The following is a 14401-nucleotide window of genomic DNA, read 5'->3' on the forward strand; positions in this document are numbered from 1 at the left end:
CCCCTCTTCCTGGAACTCTGCCTGTTGTCAGCAACCTGCAAGCAGTCGCCGTCACAATTCGAGACAGTGGCGTCCGCTCTGCTACAGTCTGCCCGTGTCTTCGAGTGCCGTCCCGCTGGTCCGCCATGAATTGGCGTTGATCGCTGTCGGCAACCTCGATGTCGCCGATATTCACTGTCGTTGATCGGTAACCCGGCACTTCTGCGCGTCGTTTCCTCGTAGACTGGCACGCACCTTTTTCGCAGATGTGTCCGAACCCCGACGGCCGTCCGGCCGAGAGTCGCGCCACTGCCGCAGCGGCAGGTCTACCGATCAGCATCAGCTCCTCCGTCATCGATCGCCGTGCCGGCAGTGACGGTTCCGTTGGAAAGGTCCACCCCAGATGTCTCGCAAATCTTGGCTCTCGCCGCGTCGACGCTATGCCGCCGCCGCTCTCACAGCGATCGCGGCGGTTGCACTCACCGCGTGCGGCGGTGGAGCCAGTGACACCGTCGGAGGTAGTGGTTCCGACGGTAGCGGCGGCACCCTGAACCTCTTCGCCTACGCCGTGCCGAAGCCGGGCTTCGACAAGGTGGTCCCCGAGTTCAACAAGACCGAAAAGGGCAAGAACGTTCAGGTCAACGGGTCCTATGGTGCCTCGGGCGACCAGTCCCGCAAGGTCAAGGACGGCGCCGAGGCCGACGTCGTGAACTTCTCGGTGGAGCCCGACATCACCCGACTGGTCGACGCGGGTCTGGTCGACGCGAGCTGGAATGCCGACGCCACCAAGGGAATTCCGTTCGGTTCGGTCGTCGCGATCGTGGTCCGCAAGGGCAACCCGAAGGGCATCAAGGACTGGGATGACCTGCTGAAGCCGGGCGTCGAGGTGGTCACCCCGAACCCGTTCAGCTCCGGCTCGGCCAAGTGGAACCTGCTCGCCCCGTACGCCGCCAAGAGCGATGGCGGCAAGAACCCGCAGGCCGGCCTCGATTACCTGAGCCAGCTCATCTCCAAGGAGCATGTGAAGGTCCAGCCGAAGTCCGGTCGCGAGGCCACCGAGACCTTCCTGCAAGGCACCGGTGATGTGCTGCTCAGCTACGAGAACGAGGCGCTCTTCTCCGAGCGCAACGGCGACCCGATCGAGCACGTCGTCCCAGCGACCACGTTCAAGATCGAGAACCCGGTCGCCGTACTGAAGAACAGCAAGAACCTGGAGAAGGCCACCGCCTTCCGCGACTTCCTGTTCACCCCCGAGGGCCAGAAGGCGTGGGCCTCGGCCGGTTTCCGCCCGGTCGACCCGAAGGTAGCCGCCGAGTACGCCAAGGACTTCCCGACCCCGCAGAAGCTGTGGACCATCGCCGACCTCGGTGGCTGGAAGACCGTGGACAAGGAGCTGTTCACCGCGAACACCGGCTCCGTCGCGGTCATCTACGACAAGGCCACCAAGTAGTTCGGTGACCTGAGCCACACGGGATACTCGAGACTGTGACAGACAGCAGCAACACCGGAACCGGGCCCGCGCCCGGTTCCGGCGTTTCCGTAGAGGCGGGCGCGAAAGTGACCGCCGCAGCGCCCGGGCGCTTCAACTGGTCGTGGCTGCGGGTCACCGGCTCGGTCGGTCCGCTCGGCATCGCCACCGCCGTGCTGTGGCTCAGCATCATCGTGCTGTTGCCGCTGGCCGCCCTTACCGTCACGTCCTTCGACAACGGCTGGTCCGGGTTCTGGGACGCCGTCACCGCACCCGCCGCGCTCGACTCGCTACGGATCACCATCCTGGTGTCGGTGGTGGTCGCGGTGATCAACGTCGTGATGGGCACGCTGGTCGCGTGGGTGCTCGTCCGCGACGAATTTCCCGGCAAAGGCGTCGTCAACGCACTCATCGACCTGCCTTTCGCATTGCCGACCATCGTGGCCAGCATCGTGTTGTTGTCGCTGTACGGGCCGCAGAGCCCGATCGACATCCACCTCAACGCCACCCAGCCCGGCCTGATCGTGGCATTGGCGTTCGTCACGCTGCCGTTCGTAGTGCGCTCGGTGCAGCCGGTGCTCATCGAGGCCGACCGCGAGGTGGAGCAGGCCGCACTGTCACTCGGCGCGGACAACTGGACCACTTTCCGACGGATTGTGCTGCCGACCCTGGCACCCGCCGTCATCAGCGGCGGCGGCCTCGCCTTCGCCCGTGCCATCGGCGAATACGGCTCGGTGGTGCTGATCGGTGGAGCCATTCCACGCAAGACGGAGATGGCCTCGCAGTACATCCAGAAGCAGATCGAGATCGACCGGCCGGTGAACGCGGCGGCGGTGTCGGTCACGCTGCTCGCCATCTCGTTCGTGGCGCTGTTCGTGCTGCGGCTGCTTGCCGAGCGCAGTGCGCGTAAAGAACAGGCCGCTCGATGAAACTTTCTCCACTGACCCGCATTTCGTTGCGGATCATCGCACTGGGCTATCTGTTCATCCTGCTGGTGTTGCCGCTGATCATCATCCTGTGGCGCACCTTCGAGAAGGGCGTCGGCGCGTTCATCGACTCGATCACCACGCCCGCGGCGATCTCCGCTTTCCAGCTCTCGATCATCATCGTGGCGATCGTGGTGCCGGTGAATGTCATCTTCGGCATCGTCACCGCGCTCGCGCTGGTGCGCGGTAAGTTCCCCGGCCGCACGCTGGTTCAGGGCATCGTCGACCTGCCGTTCGCCGTCTCACCGGTCGTGGTCGGCGTCGCGCTGATCCTGCTGTGGGGCGCCAACGGCTGGTTCGGCGGTCTGGAGGACCTCGGCTTCAAGGTGATCTTCAATCTGCCGGGCATGGTGATCGCCACCATCTTCGTCACACTGCCGTTCGTGGTGCGTGAGGTGGAGCCGGTACTGCACGAGATCGGCGACGATCAAGAGCAAGCCGCGGCTACGCTCGGCGCATCCCGGTGGCAGACCTTCTGGCGCATCACGCTGCCCGCGATCCGCTGGGGCCTGACCTACGGCGTTGTACTCACCGTCGCTCGCGCGCTCGGCGAATTCGGTGCGGTGATCATGGTGTCCTCCGCGCTGCCCGGCAAGTCGCAGACGCTGACCCTGCTCGTGCACGGCCGATACATCAACGACCACAACACCTTCGGCGCATATGCCGCCGCCACCCTGCTGATGGGCATCGCGCTCGTCGTACTGCTGCTGATGACCCTCCTCGAACGTAAGCGGGGCACCAAGTGATCACCCTTGCCGGAGGCCACCCATGATTACCGTGAACAACGCGAAGAAGAACTACGGTTCGTTCGCCGCTCTCGACGATGTCTCCATCGACATCCCCTCCGGAGAGCTGACCGCGCTGCTCGGACCGTCGGGTTCGGGCAAGTCGACGCTGCTCCGATCGATCGCCGGGCTGGAGTCGCTCGACTCCGGCGTCGTCGTGATCGCGGGGCGCGATGTCACGAGGGTGGCGCCGCAGAAGCGTGACATCGGTTTCGTGTTTCAGCATTACGCCGCGTTCAAACATATGACGGTGCGCGACAACGTGGCGTTCGGGCTGAAGATCCGCAAGCGCCCGAAGGGCGAAATCGCCAAGCGGGTCGACGAACTGCTCGGCATCGTCGGCCTCGACGGCTTCCAGCATCGCTACCCTGCACAGCTGTCGGGCGGTCAGCGTCAGCGCATGGCGCTGGCGCGCGCGCTGGCCGTCGACCCGCAGGTGCTGCTGCTCGACGAGCCGTTCGGCGCATTGGACGCCAAGGTTCGCGCGGACCTGCGCACCTGGTTGCGCCGGCTGCACGAAGAGGTCCACGTGACCACCGTGCTCGTCACCCACGATCAGGAGGAGGCGCTCGACGTCGCCGACCGGATCGCGGTGATGAACAAGGGCCGCATCGAGCAGGTCGGTACTCCGGAGGACGTGTACGACCGTCCCGCCAACGAGTTCGTGATGTCGTTCCTCGGTGCGGTGGCTCGGCTCAACGGACACCTGGTGCGTCCGCACGACATTCGGGTCGGCCGCGACGCGAGCATGGCGCTGGCCGCGCACGAGGGCACCGCGGAATCGGCGGGTGTCACCCGGGCGACCGTGGAACGCATCGTGCATCTGGGCTTCGAAGTGCGTGTCGAGCTGCGCAACGCCGCCACCGGCGATCTGTTCGCGGCTCAGGTGACCCGCGGTGATGCCGAGGCGTTGCACCTGAACGAGGGGGAGACGGTCTTCGCCCGTGCCACCCGTATTCCGGAGTTGCCCGCCGGATAAGGCACTTCAGGTGCACGTGCCGGACTTCACGCACCCGGCCCTTCTGGCATGCCGCCACCCAGCGTTGCGCGCTCTTTGCTCAGGTGGCAGGAGCAGGCGGCGGACATGGTCACGGAAATCGTCACGCACCAGGCGAATGTGCACCCGGTGGAGATCCGGAAGTGCCTGTGCAGTGGAGGGATTCAGCCAGACGGTAACTGGGGCGGTGCTGTCTTATTGCCGGACGGGATAGCGCTGTGCCTGTATCGCAGGGCAGAAGGTGTATTTGTTGGCAACTGGACGGTCTGCTCCGCGGCTGGCTAACTCGGACAGGGCATCCTCGAATTTCGCCGCGCCGTAAGGAAATCCGACTGCCTGCGCAAAGTTGGGCGCAGCGCGGCAGGTGAGCGGCGCTCGGTGCCTTCGCTATACGACGTGTGTCGGTGCGGGCGGATGCGGACAATCGTGTGTCCGGTGGTTGGCAGGCGGGTCGCCAAGTGGTTGCGTTAGTAGGGTTCGAAGCAAATCGGCTCGGCGATCAGGTGGATTGCGATGGCGGTTGGTCTCGGTTTGAGCATCGGCACAGTGAACACGGTTTCCGCTCTGGCGCAGGAGGGTTCGGCCAAGGCTCCGCCGGGGCGACGCTCCGCCGCCGAGCGTTCGCCCGCCATCACTCGCCGCACCACACTCACCTTCGACAGCACCGGAATGGCGCGGGTCGGCATGATTCCGCGGCACGGTCGCGCCATCACCGAATTCGCCGACCTCACCCAGCGCACCACCTTGCGGGCCCGAGTCGGGCACCGCGCCCTGTCGTCCGCCGACCTGGTCGCAGTGGTCGCCGAATGTCTGATCACCGAGGCGCGGCGCGATCGCCGGGCGGTCGAGGCCGGGATCGCGCTGACCCATCCGGCGGGCTACACCGACGATCACCTGGCCGAGTTGCGCGCGGCACTGGATGCCGTCGCTCTCGGGCATGTGGCGCTGATCGCCGAGCCGGTCGCCGCCGCGACCTGGCTGGAAGCCACGCGCGGCCCGCTCATGCCGGGGCTGGCGCTGGTCTACGACCTAGGTGGGTCCACCCTCGACGTCACCCTGGTCCGAGTCGGCGCGGGCTGTCCACACAATCCGATCGTCGGCGTCCCACTGCGCTCACCGAAATTCGGCGGCCGCGCCTTCGGTGCGCTGGTTGCCGAGCGGGTCGGGACCGGTGTTGCCGCCGCCTCGCTGTCGGGGGCGGTCACCGGCACGACCGCCGATGCGTTGCGTACCGAGCATGTGCGCCGCTCTTTGGAATTGGTGTATCGCTGCCTCGGCATGGCCGACGTGACGATGGCCGATGTGGACTGCGTACTAGTGGTCGGTGGCGCGGCTCGGCCGATCGAGGTCTCTCAGGTGCTGGCAGGTGAGTTGGCGCGCCCGGTGATCACGGCCCCGGATCCGGAGCGCACGATCGCCGACGGTGCCGCGATCATGGCACGCAGGTCGGCGGCCGCTGCCGAGGAGGCAGCGGGCATTCCACACGGGCGCAAACATCGCGGGTCGCACCGCAGGGCGACGACGAGGGCCTTGTTGTTGTCGCGACGGACGCGGCGCAAGCTGACGAAGGTCGCCATTGCGGCGGGGATGTCGGCGGGCGGTGTCGCGCTTGCCCTCGCCTTGTCCGCAGATTCGGTGGTCGCGGGATTGTCGCAGCTCGGGGTGTGACAACGCGGGGGAGAGCGGCTGCGGTGGCGAGTATCCGGTTCGCCGCCGGGGAGGCCGAGTGGGTGCCGGGTTGACTGCCGCCGTCGTTGGTGTAACCATGGGAAACAGATAACTGGTCCCATGAGGAGAGGCAGTGACGACGATGTCTGCAGCCGTGACGCCCGCAATCGATCCCGATCTGGAGAAGGCGCAGGAGTACGCAGCGAAATTGCTGCTGCTCTCCGAGGGTTCGGTCAACAAGCACTTCGACCCGTTCGAGGACATCGACTGGGACAACCCCGACTACGCGGCCGACGCCGGCGAAGAGCGGTGGATCCTGCCGATGTCCGGCGACACCCTCGGCCGCCATCCCTGGTACCTGGCACTCTCCGACGAGGAGAAGATCAAGATCGGCAAGTACCGTCAGGCCAACGTGGCCAAGGTCGGTCTGCAGTTCGAGTCGATCCTCATCAGCGGTATGGCGACGCACAACTTCGGCCTGCCCAACGGCTCGCCCGAATTCCGCTACTGCTCCCACGAAATGATCGAGGAGCACAACCACACCCTGATGTTCCAGGAGATGGTGAACCGGATCGGCGTCGACGTTCCCGGTATGGGCCCGCTGGTGAGCAAGTTCAAGTACCTCGGCGCTCCGGTGGCCGGGCTGTTCCCGAATCTGTTCTTCATGGCGGTGCTGGCCGGCGAAGAGCCGATCGACCACATCCAGAAGGCCATCCTGCGCTCCGGCGAAGAGGTCCATCCGATCATGCTCGGCGTGATGGCCATTCACGTCGCCGAGGAAGCGCGCCATATCTCCTTCGCGCACGAGTTCCTGAAGAAGCATGTGCCGGAGGCGAACCCGGCCGGCAAGCTGGTGCTGTCGGTTGCGATGCCGATCGTCATGTGGATCCTCGGTCGCTCGATCGCGACGCCGCCGAAGGCGTTCTTCAAGAAGTTCGACATCCCGCAGTCGGTCCGTAAGGAGCTGTTCTACGGCTCCAAGGAAGCCAAGCAGGTCTTCCGCGACTACTTCGCCGACGTGCGCACCCTGGCCAACGACATCGGCCTGATGAACCCGATCTCCAAGGCGGTCTGGAAGCTGCTCCGGATCGACGGCCACACCACCCGCTACCGCTCGGAGCCGTTGCGCGCGGTCAAGGCTTCCTGACGTGCCCTACGTTGTCACGCAATCCTGTTGCAGCGACGCGTCCTGCGTCTACGCCTGCCCGGTCAACTGCATCCATCCCACGCCCGACGAACCGGACTTCCTGACGGCGGAGATGCTGTACGTGGACCCGCAGGCGTGCGTGGACTGCGGTGCTTGCGCCAGCGCTTGCCCTGTCGATGCCATCACCTCGTCGAAGAAGCTGACCGATGAGCAGAAGCCGTTCATCGAGATCAACGCCGACTTCTACCGACAGGCGCTCCCGCGTCCGCTGCTCGCGCGGCCGGTGCCCGCGGCCGAGATCCATACCGAACGCCGGCCGCTGCGGGTGGCGATCGTCGGGTCGGGGCCGTCGGCGATGTATGCGGCCGATGAGCTGCTGACCCAGCCCGAGGTGTCGGTGACCGTCTTCGATCGCCTGCCGGTGCCCTATGGGCTCGCCCGCCACGGCGTCGCGCCGGACCATGGCAAGACCAGGCAGGTCAGCGAGCTGTTCGACGTCATCTCGGCGCAGCCCGGGTTCAGGTCTTATCTGAATGTCGAAGTGGGCAAGCATGTTTCGCATGAGGAGCTGCTCGGGCACTTCCATGCGGTGATCTACGCGGTCGGTGCGTCCTCGGATCGCAAGCTCGGTATCCCGGGTGAGGGGTTGACGGGCAATATCTCCGCCACCGACTTCGTCGCCTGGTACAACGGGCATCCCGATCATGCGGGCGATACCTTCGATGTGTCGCAACGCCGGGTCGTCATCGTCGGCAACGGCAATGTGGCGCTCGATGTCGCGCGCATCCTCACCGGCGATCCGGAGTCGTTGGCAGGCACCGATATCGCGCCGTACGCGTTGCGGGCGTTGCGGCACAGCAAGATCGAGGAGGTCGTCATCCTCGGCCGCCGTGGTCCTGCCGAATCTGCTTTCACCGTTCCGGAATTCGTGGGTCTGCTCGGGGCCGATGTCGACATCGCCATCGAGGGCGAGTTGCCCGAACCGGTCGAGGGCCTGCCTTACCAGGTGGAGCAGAAGCTGCGACTGCTGCGCAGCGTGGCCGACCGCCCGTTCGGTGCCCGCAAACGGATCATCTTCCGCTACCTGACCGCGCCGACCGAAATTCTCGGCACCGATGAGGTCTCCGGTATCGAGGTCGGTCGCAACGAACTCCGCACCGATCCGGACGGCCGGGTACATGCCGTCGCGACGGGGGAGACCGAGCGGATCGACGCCGGACTTGTCCTCACGTCGGTGGGCTATCGCGGTGTTGCGTTGCCCGGCTTGCCATTCGACGACCGGGCCGCGGTGATCCCGAACCGGAACGGACGTGTCCTACAGGAGGCGGGCGGATCGGTGCTTCCTGGCGCCTACGTCACCGGCTGGATCAAGCGCGGCCCTACCGGCTTCATCGGCACCAACAAGTCGTGTGCGCAGGAGACGGTGCGGCAGTTGGCCGACGATTTCAACGCCGGTCTGCTGAGCGAACCCCGCAGCAGTGCCAAAGAATTCGATCGCCTGGTGCGCAACCGTCAGCCTGCGGTCCACGCGACAGGGGCGGCGCAGCGTCCCGGCCCGATCCGCCGACTGCTCGCCCGCGCTTGATCGCAGGCCGAGCCGCCCCTCGCAACCCGCAGATCGGTGCGGACGGGCGGCAACGGCTGCGGGGGCGGTCTGATACGCACAGTCGCAGACCGTCATGGCACTGCCGGATCGCTTTCTGCCCTCGGCCGGCGCGCTCTCGGGCCGAATGCGGGACTGTTGTCCGGACTCGGTCCGGCGGCGGCGATCACGCGGTAGGGTCGCCAGAGCGGTTGTCGGCACCTCGGCCGGCGGCCACGCGATGAGGGCGTGTTCGAGCCGAGGTGCCGCGCCTGTCCACAAGGACGCGATACCTATCGAGCTGTGAACCCGCCGTCGATCGCGAGTGCCGCGCCGGTGATGAAGCTTGCTTCAGCACTGAGCAGGTACGCGCAGAACGAGGCGATTTCCTCGGGCCTGCTGATTCGGCCGAGGGGATGCAGTGCGGCAATGGCCGCTTCGCCCTCCGGTGTCGCGCCCATCGAGTTGCGGAAGGCAGGCGTGTCGATCGCGCCGGAGGTGATCGCGTTCACCCGCACACCCTGTTCGGCCGTTTCCAGCGCCACCGCGCGGGTCAGCCCGATCACGCCGTGCTTGGCCGCGACATAGGGGGCGACCTGGCCCATGCCCACCACGCCGAGGTTCGAGGCGTTGTTCAGGATCGCGCCGCCGCCGGAGGCGACCAATGCCGGAACCTGGTGGCGCAGACCGTAGAACACGCTGGTCAGGTTGAGCTCGATATCGGCGCGCCAGCCCGACTCCTCGATATCGGAGACCGGGCCGAAGGCGTTGATCGCGCCCGCGTTGTTGAAGGCTCCGTCCAGGCGGCCGTATTCGGTCAACGCGGCCTGTGTCAGCCGGGCCACGTCGGCTTCGACGGTGACATCGGTCGGCACGAACAGCGCGCGGCCGCCCGCCGCGCGGATGTCGGAGGCGATCTGCTCGCCTGCGTCTTTGCCACGAGCGCCGAGTACCACTGCCGCGCCCTCGGCGGCGACGCGCAGGGCCACAGCCTTGCCGACCCCCGAGCTCGCTCCGGTGATCAGCACGACCTTCTCCGCGAAGCGTGTAGACATCGTCTTCAGTTCCCTTCTCGTCCTTGACTTTTCATGTCGGATGTAGCTGCAGACCTGGATCTTGTCTCGGTCGTGCGCCGCATCGCTGTACTCAGTCAAGCCGCAGCGGTAGTGCGGTGCTGGCGGAAAACAGCCGTTGCATTTGACATGTCATATTCATCGAATGGGACGCGTGTGCCACGAAATTCATGACACTGGCAACGTTTTGGTTACCGACCGGTCGGTGTGCGTTGTCCGGGTTTGGTCGAAGGGTGCCAAGTGGCGAAAATGGTGCATCCAAAATGGATATCCAGGTCGCTGTGTGGTAGCGGAATCCGCGTTACCGCAGTCGAATCGCCGTCGTCGAGGGGTCTGAATCGTGCTTGCGCAATCCGCCTACCTGGGCAAATGATGGAATGTCAACGGCAGTAAAATTTTCCATATCAATTCAGCATCCATACTGGCCGGTAAGCAGTTAACCTGTGGGGGCTGTTTGGAAGACGACCGCGGCCACATGGATCTCCTGTGTGATGGACGTGGTCACGGTGCGTTGACGGGATAGCGAATGACTACTGGCGTGGGCTTCAGCATCGGTTCAGTGAACTCCGTATCGGCTTCGGTGAGCGAGGAACGCTCCCGGCCATCGGTGCGCACTCGACGTTCGGCGGTGACGTTCGACAGTGCGGGCGGCATCAGAATCGGGGGGATACCCCAATTCAGTATGGCGGTCAGTGATTTCGCTGATCTGGCGCGCGATCCGGAGCCGGTGATCGTCGGCGGGCGGATCTGGTCCCCCGCCAATCTGGTTGCCGCCGTGGTGAACGGCCTGATCGAGGCGGTCGAGCCGATCGCGGGCGCCGTATCGACCTATCCGGCAGCGTATACCGACAAACAGTTCGCGCTGCTGCGTCAGGCCATGGATCTCGCCGGAGCGCGAGACGTGCTGCTGGTGCCCGAACCGGTGGCCGCAGCGGAGTGGCTCGAGCAGGAGCAGGGTCCGCTGGAACCGGGCTTCATGCTGGTGTACGACCTCGGTGGCACCTGTCTGGATGTCACCGTCGTCCGGGTCGGGCCCGACTGGGAAGACCATCCGATGGTGGGAAAGCCGCTGCGCTCCTATGACTTCGGCGGCCGCCCGCTCGGGTCGATGATCGCGCGATACACCCAGCCCGGTCGCACCGCGCCGTTATCGATGACGTCGATCGTCGACGTCGACGGGTTGCGCACCGAGCACATCCGCGATTCCTTCGATGTGGTGCGGGCGTGTGTGCAGTCGACCGGCCTCACCCTCTCCGATATCGGACGCATCCTGCTCATCGGCGGTGCGGGCCGGCCTGCAGAAGTCGCGCGGACGCTCGCCGAACTCGGTCGCCCCGTGGTGATGTCGGCCGATCCTGGTCAGACCGTCGCCGCCGGCGCCGCATACTACGCCGCGCGCACCTTCGTCCCCGCCGTCACCGGCAACCATTTTGGGCCGCACCCCACGGTGTTCTCCAGCGCCGCAGTCGCATCCGCGATCGCGGTCTCGGCAGTCACCGTGTTCGGCGGACCCGTCGACACCGGCCTATCCCCGGCGCTCGAGCTCTTACCGGGCATCGACGTTCCCGCGGACGCGCTGCTGTACGAACCCAGCGGCGACGGATCGCTCGACAAGCTCTGGCGAACCGGGGGCGTGGGATCGCGGCCGGTCACCTATATCCCCTCCGGTCTGGCGATCGCACCTGTCGCCCGGTCGACCCGATTCGGCCCTACGCTGGCCGAATCCGGCCCCCGTCCCCACGAGAACCAACGATCCTGTTGCGACACACCACAATCCGGCCTCGGCACCTACGCCAACCCAGCTCAATTCATCAACCCGCTGCCTTTCATTCCCGCACCCAACCTCAACCTGCCGCCGGGTGTCCCCGTCATTCCCAGGATCAGTTTCCCGCCCGGCTTCCCAGGCACGACTCCTGCTCCCGCCCCGTCCAATCCGGCCCCCGCCACCCCAACGACTCCCAGCACGGGAACTCCTTCTGGTGGTGGGGCTGGTTTCCCGTCGTCTGGTGGTGGGGCTGGTTACCCGTCGTCTGGTGGTGGGGCTGGTTACCCGTCGTCTGGTGGTGGGGCTGGTTACCCGACGCCCGGTGGTGGGACTGGTAGTCCGACGTCTGGTGGTTCGACTGGTGGTCCGACGTCCGGCGGTGGGACTGGTGGTCCGACGTCTGGTGGTGGGACTGGTGGTCCGACGTCTGGTGGTTCGACTGGTGGTCCGACGTCCGGCGGTGGGACTGGTGGTCCGACGTCCGGTGGTTCGACTGGTAGCCCCACGTCCGGTGGTGCGACCGACACTCCAGCCTCCGGGGGCACCTCCGGTTCCACGTCAGGAACAACGCCAGGTGGTGCGACTTCCGGCGGCGGGGCCTCCGACCCGGCCTCGGGTGGCGCATCGTCCGGCGGCGACACCTCGGGCGGTGCTTCCTCCAGAGGAGCTTCGTCCGGTAGCACGTCCTCCGGAGGTGCGCACGGTTCGTCGTCGGGTGCATCCGGTGGGACATCTTCGGGTGGTCCAAGCTCTGGGGGAGCTGCGCCCGGTGCTGCCTCGACTGGCGGAACATCGTCTGGCGGAGCCACTTCGGGTGGTGCGTCCTCGGGTGGGACTTTCTCTGGTGGAGCTTCGTCGGGTGGCGCGAGTTCAGGTGGAGCTTCATCGGGCGGTGGTTTCTCGGGCCACTCTGGTGGTGCGGGTGGCTTGGGTGGTGCGGGTGGCTTGGGTGGTGCGGGCCACTCTGGTGGTGCGGGTGGCTTGGGTGGTGCGGGTGGTTTCGGTGGCGCAGGTGGTTTCGGTGGTGGTGCGCGCGGCCGCTGAAGTCGAGTCGAGGACTTCGAGAGCTGCACCGGCGCGTACGTGAGCGACTGCCCAATGGCCGTCCGCGAGCTGGTCGCGCGCCATTGCCTTGCGCTTGTCGGCCATGCCGTCCGCCGGTCCAGCTCCTACCTGACCATCGTCCTGCCGGCAACCAGGAATGTCGGCCGACGACCAGGGCGGCGGCGAGCGTGACCAGGATGCGGCGGACCCACGCCACCCGAACTCTGCCAGGTGTATCCGGCCGTTTACGCGCTGTTCGTCGGTGTGCATCGGACGGGTGCGGGGAGTCGCTCGAGTGTTGGTCGTCATCGCCGCCTTCGCGCTGGTCGGTCCCGCGGTGTTCACGGTGTCGGCCCGGGGACGTCATCGGGAAACGGCCTCTCGTGCGATCGGCAGGCGCATCGAATCAAGTCGTGTGGCCTATTCGCTCGCAAGCGAGTGGATGACCGCGACCGTGCCGGGTCGGTAGGTCTGAATGACCGAGTGCGCGTGGAAGTCCGGTGACAATTGACCGGATGACGCCCGGCGGCGCGCCGATGCACAATGGGTGGGTGGTTGTAGTCGGGGGACCCCAGCTGATTGCGCTGGATGTGGACGGGACGCTGCTGCAGACGGGATCGCCGGTCTCCGAACGGGTGACCGATGCCGTGCGGGCAGCGGTCGCGGCGGGTGCGCATGTGGTCGTGACGACCGGACGGACGTTGCTGACAACGCGTCCAGTGTTGGAGCAGATCGGACTGATAGAAGGGCATGCGCTGTGTTCCAACGGCGCCGTCCACATAGATGTGGCGAGGCGCGAGCCGGTCACCGTGCAGGCGTTCGATCCGGCGCCCGCCGTCACCGCTTTGCGCGCGCTGTTCCCGGACATGATCTTCGCGGTGGAGAAGGTCGGCATCGGCACCTGGGCGACCGGTATCAGCCCGGGGGAGTTCTCTATCGGTGAATACCTGCTGGTCGACGACGGTGAATTGAGCAAGGAGCCGACGCCGCGACTGAACGGCTGGTGGCCCGACGGCTCGCTGGAGGAAATGCTGCGATTGCTCAGTTCGCTGCAGGTGCCCGGCGCGAGCTGGGTACACGGTGAATTCGGTCCGTGGCTGACGGTCTCGCGCCAGGGTGTCTCGAAGGGCTGGGCCCTGGAACGCCTGCGCACATCCCTCGGCATCCCACGCGCCGCAACCCTGGCGATCGGAGACGGCTACAACGACCGCGAAATGCTGCGCTGGGCCGGACATTCCGTGGCGATGGCAAACGCACCCGACGAAATTCGAGTACTCGCCGATGAAATCGCCGACGACGTCATGGACGACGGCGTCGCAAAGGTGCTCGAGCGCTGGTTCGGCGCTTGACGAACCGGCCTTGTCGGACACCGTCGTTTTCGGGGAGGGTAGTGAAATGGCGGCTCGAAGAGACTGACGCAACCGTCATTTCACTACCGCCGATGACTACTGCCCGAGTCGGCTACGCGGGTGCGGTCTCGGCCAGCACCTCCATGTAGTGCGGGTTGCTCATCACGCCGAGCACGTTGCCGAACGGGTCGACCACGGAGGCGACGGCGAATCCCTGGGTGAGTGTCCGGACCGGCTGGTACTCCTTCGCGCCCAGTTCCATCAGCCGATCCAGGGCGGCCTGCAGGTCGTCGACGGCCCAGTACAAGACCTGGCCACCTGGCTCGGTGGGTGCGCCCTCCGGAGCGAACTGCCGGTTGAGGATGCCGAGTTCGTGTTGGTAGTCGCCGATGCGGAACTCGTAGTACGCGCCGGGCACGTGGAAGTAGGGCTCGACGCCGAGCAGTTCGGTGTACCAGTCCTTCGCGCCCTCGAAGTCTTCGGCCCAGTACGTCACGGTCGCCATTCCACGCAGCATTTCGGTCTCCTTCGGTGTTCGTCTTCTGGTACAAACCATCA

Annotated in this window: 12 protein-coding genes; 10 read left to right on the top strand and 2 right to left on the bottom strand. The window is 66.0% G+C overall.

All coding sequences use genetic code 11. The features are described from left to right. Positions 1-94 precede the first annotated feature (94 nt). The 8 genes from OHQ90_RS13730 (at position 95) to OHQ90_RS13765 (ending at position 8615) form a co-directional block, all read left to right on the top strand. The gene (locus OHQ90_RS13730) at positions 95-184 is read left to right on the top strand and encodes an Ms4533A family Cys-rich leader peptide (RefSeq protein ID WP_328410605.1); all 90 of its coding nucleotides are present in this window, start codon (positions 95-97) and stop codon (positions 182-184) included. A gap of 198 nt (positions 185-382) precedes the next feature. Next, positions 383-1429, top strand: coding sequence for a sulfate ABC transporter substrate-binding protein (locus OHQ90_RS13735; protein ID WP_328410607.1), 1047 nt, complete (start codon positions 383-385; stop codon positions 1427-1429). A 107-nt stretch (positions 1430-1536) separates the two neighbouring features. Beyond that, positions 1537-2376 (top strand): sulfate ABC transporter permease subunit CysT, encoded by an 840-nt coding sequence (cysT, locus tag OHQ90_RS13740; RefSeq protein WP_442941461.1) that lies wholly within the window; start codon positions 1537-1539, stop codon positions 2374-2376. Beyond that, complete coding sequence (gene cysW / locus OHQ90_RS13745; protein ID WP_328410609.1) at positions 2373-3179, top strand: sulfate ABC transporter permease subunit CysW; 807 nt, start codon at positions 2373-2375, stop codon at positions 3177-3179. The genes cysT and cysW overlap by 4 nt, the downstream gene beginning before the upstream one ends. A 22-nt stretch (positions 3180-3201) precedes the next feature. After that, positions 3202-4197 (top strand): sulfate/molybdate ABC transporter ATP-binding protein, encoded by a 996-nt coding sequence (locus tag OHQ90_RS13750; protein WP_328410611.1) that lies wholly within the window; start codon positions 3202-3204, stop codon positions 4195-4197. Positions 4198-4728: 531 nt separating this feature from the next. Then, positions 4729-5883: an Hsp70 family protein gene (locus tag OHQ90_RS13755; protein ID WP_328410613.1), complete on the top strand. Its 1155-nt coding sequence runs from the start codon at positions 4729-4731 to the stop codon at positions 5881-5883. A gap of 142 nt (positions 5884-6025) precedes the next feature. Continuing rightward, positions 6026-7030, top strand: coding sequence for an AurF N-oxygenase family protein (locus OHQ90_RS13760; protein WP_328412825.1), 1005 nt, complete (start codon positions 6026-6028; stop codon positions 7028-7030). Between the two features lies 1 nt (position 7031). Continuing rightward, positions 7032-8615, top strand: coding sequence for an FAD-dependent oxidoreductase (locus OHQ90_RS13765; protein ID WP_328410615.1), 1584 nt, complete (start codon positions 7032-7034; stop codon positions 8613-8615). A 290-nt stretch (positions 8616-8905) separates the two neighbouring features. Here OHQ90_RS13765 and OHQ90_RS13770 read toward each other — a convergent pair whose 3' ends face one another. Continuing rightward, complete coding sequence (locus tag OHQ90_RS13770) at positions 8906-9667, bottom strand: SDR family NAD(P)-dependent oxidoreductase (RefSeq protein WP_328410617.1); 762 nt, start codon at positions 9665-9667, stop codon at positions 8906-8908. A 577-nt stretch (positions 9668-10244) separates the two neighbouring features. Here OHQ90_RS13770 and OHQ90_RS13775 point away from each other — a divergent pair. Next, positions 10245-12494 carry an Hsp70 family protein gene (locus tag OHQ90_RS13775; protein WP_328410619.1) on the top strand — a complete coding sequence of 750 codons (2250 nt, stop codon included), beginning with the start codon at positions 10245-10247 and terminating at the stop codon, positions 12492-12494. A 500-nt stretch (positions 12495-12994) separates the two neighbouring features. After that, positions 12995-13843, top strand: coding sequence for an HAD family hydrolase (locus tag OHQ90_RS13780; RefSeq protein WP_328410620.1), 849 nt, complete (start codon positions 12995-12997; stop codon positions 13841-13843). Between the two features lie 112 nt (positions 13844-13955). On the opposite strand, the gene OHQ90_RS13785 is transcribed toward OHQ90_RS13780, so the two are convergent. Further along, positions 13956-14360: a VOC family protein gene (locus OHQ90_RS13785; RefSeq protein ID WP_328410622.1), complete on the bottom strand. Its 405-nt coding sequence runs from the start codon at positions 14358-14360 to the stop codon at positions 13956-13958. Positions 14361-14401: the final 41 nt, after the last annotated feature.

This window comes from Nocardia sp. NBC_00403, from assembly GCF_036046055.1.
Taxonomy (GTDB): domain Bacteria; phylum Actinomycetota; class Actinomycetes; order Mycobacteriales; family Mycobacteriaceae; genus Nocardia.

What these genes read in the sequence shown, in the direction of transcription:
- OHQ90_RS13755 (WP_328410613.1), top strand. Translation starts at nt 4,729, where the DNA reads ATGGCGGTTGGTCTCGGTTTGAGCATCGGCACAGTGAACACGGTTTCC.
- OHQ90_RS13760 (WP_328412825.1), top strand. Translation starts at nt 6,026, where the DNA reads ATGTCTGCAGCCGTGACGCCCGCAATCGATCCCGATCTGGAGAAGGCG.
- OHQ90_RS13785 (WP_328410622.1), bottom strand. Translation starts at nt 14,360, where the DNA reads ATGCTGCGTGGAATGGCGACCGTGACGTACTGGGCCGAAGACTTCGAG.
- OHQ90_RS13750 (WP_328410611.1), top strand. Translation starts at nt 3,202, where the DNA reads ATGATTACCGTGAACAACGCGAAGAAGAACTACGGTTCGTTCGCCGCT.
- OHQ90_RS13770 (WP_328410617.1), bottom strand. Translation starts at nt 9,667, where the DNA reads ATGTCTACACGCTTCGCGGAGAAGGTCGTGCTGATCACCGGAGCGAGC.
- cysW (WP_328410609.1), top strand. Translation starts at nt 2,373, where the DNA reads ATGAAACTTTCTCCACTGACCCGCATTTCGTTGCGGATCATCGCACTG.
- OHQ90_RS13735 (WP_328410607.1), top strand. Translation starts at nt 383, where the DNA reads ATGTCTCGCAAATCTTGGCTCTCGCCGCGTCGACGCTATGCCGCCGCC.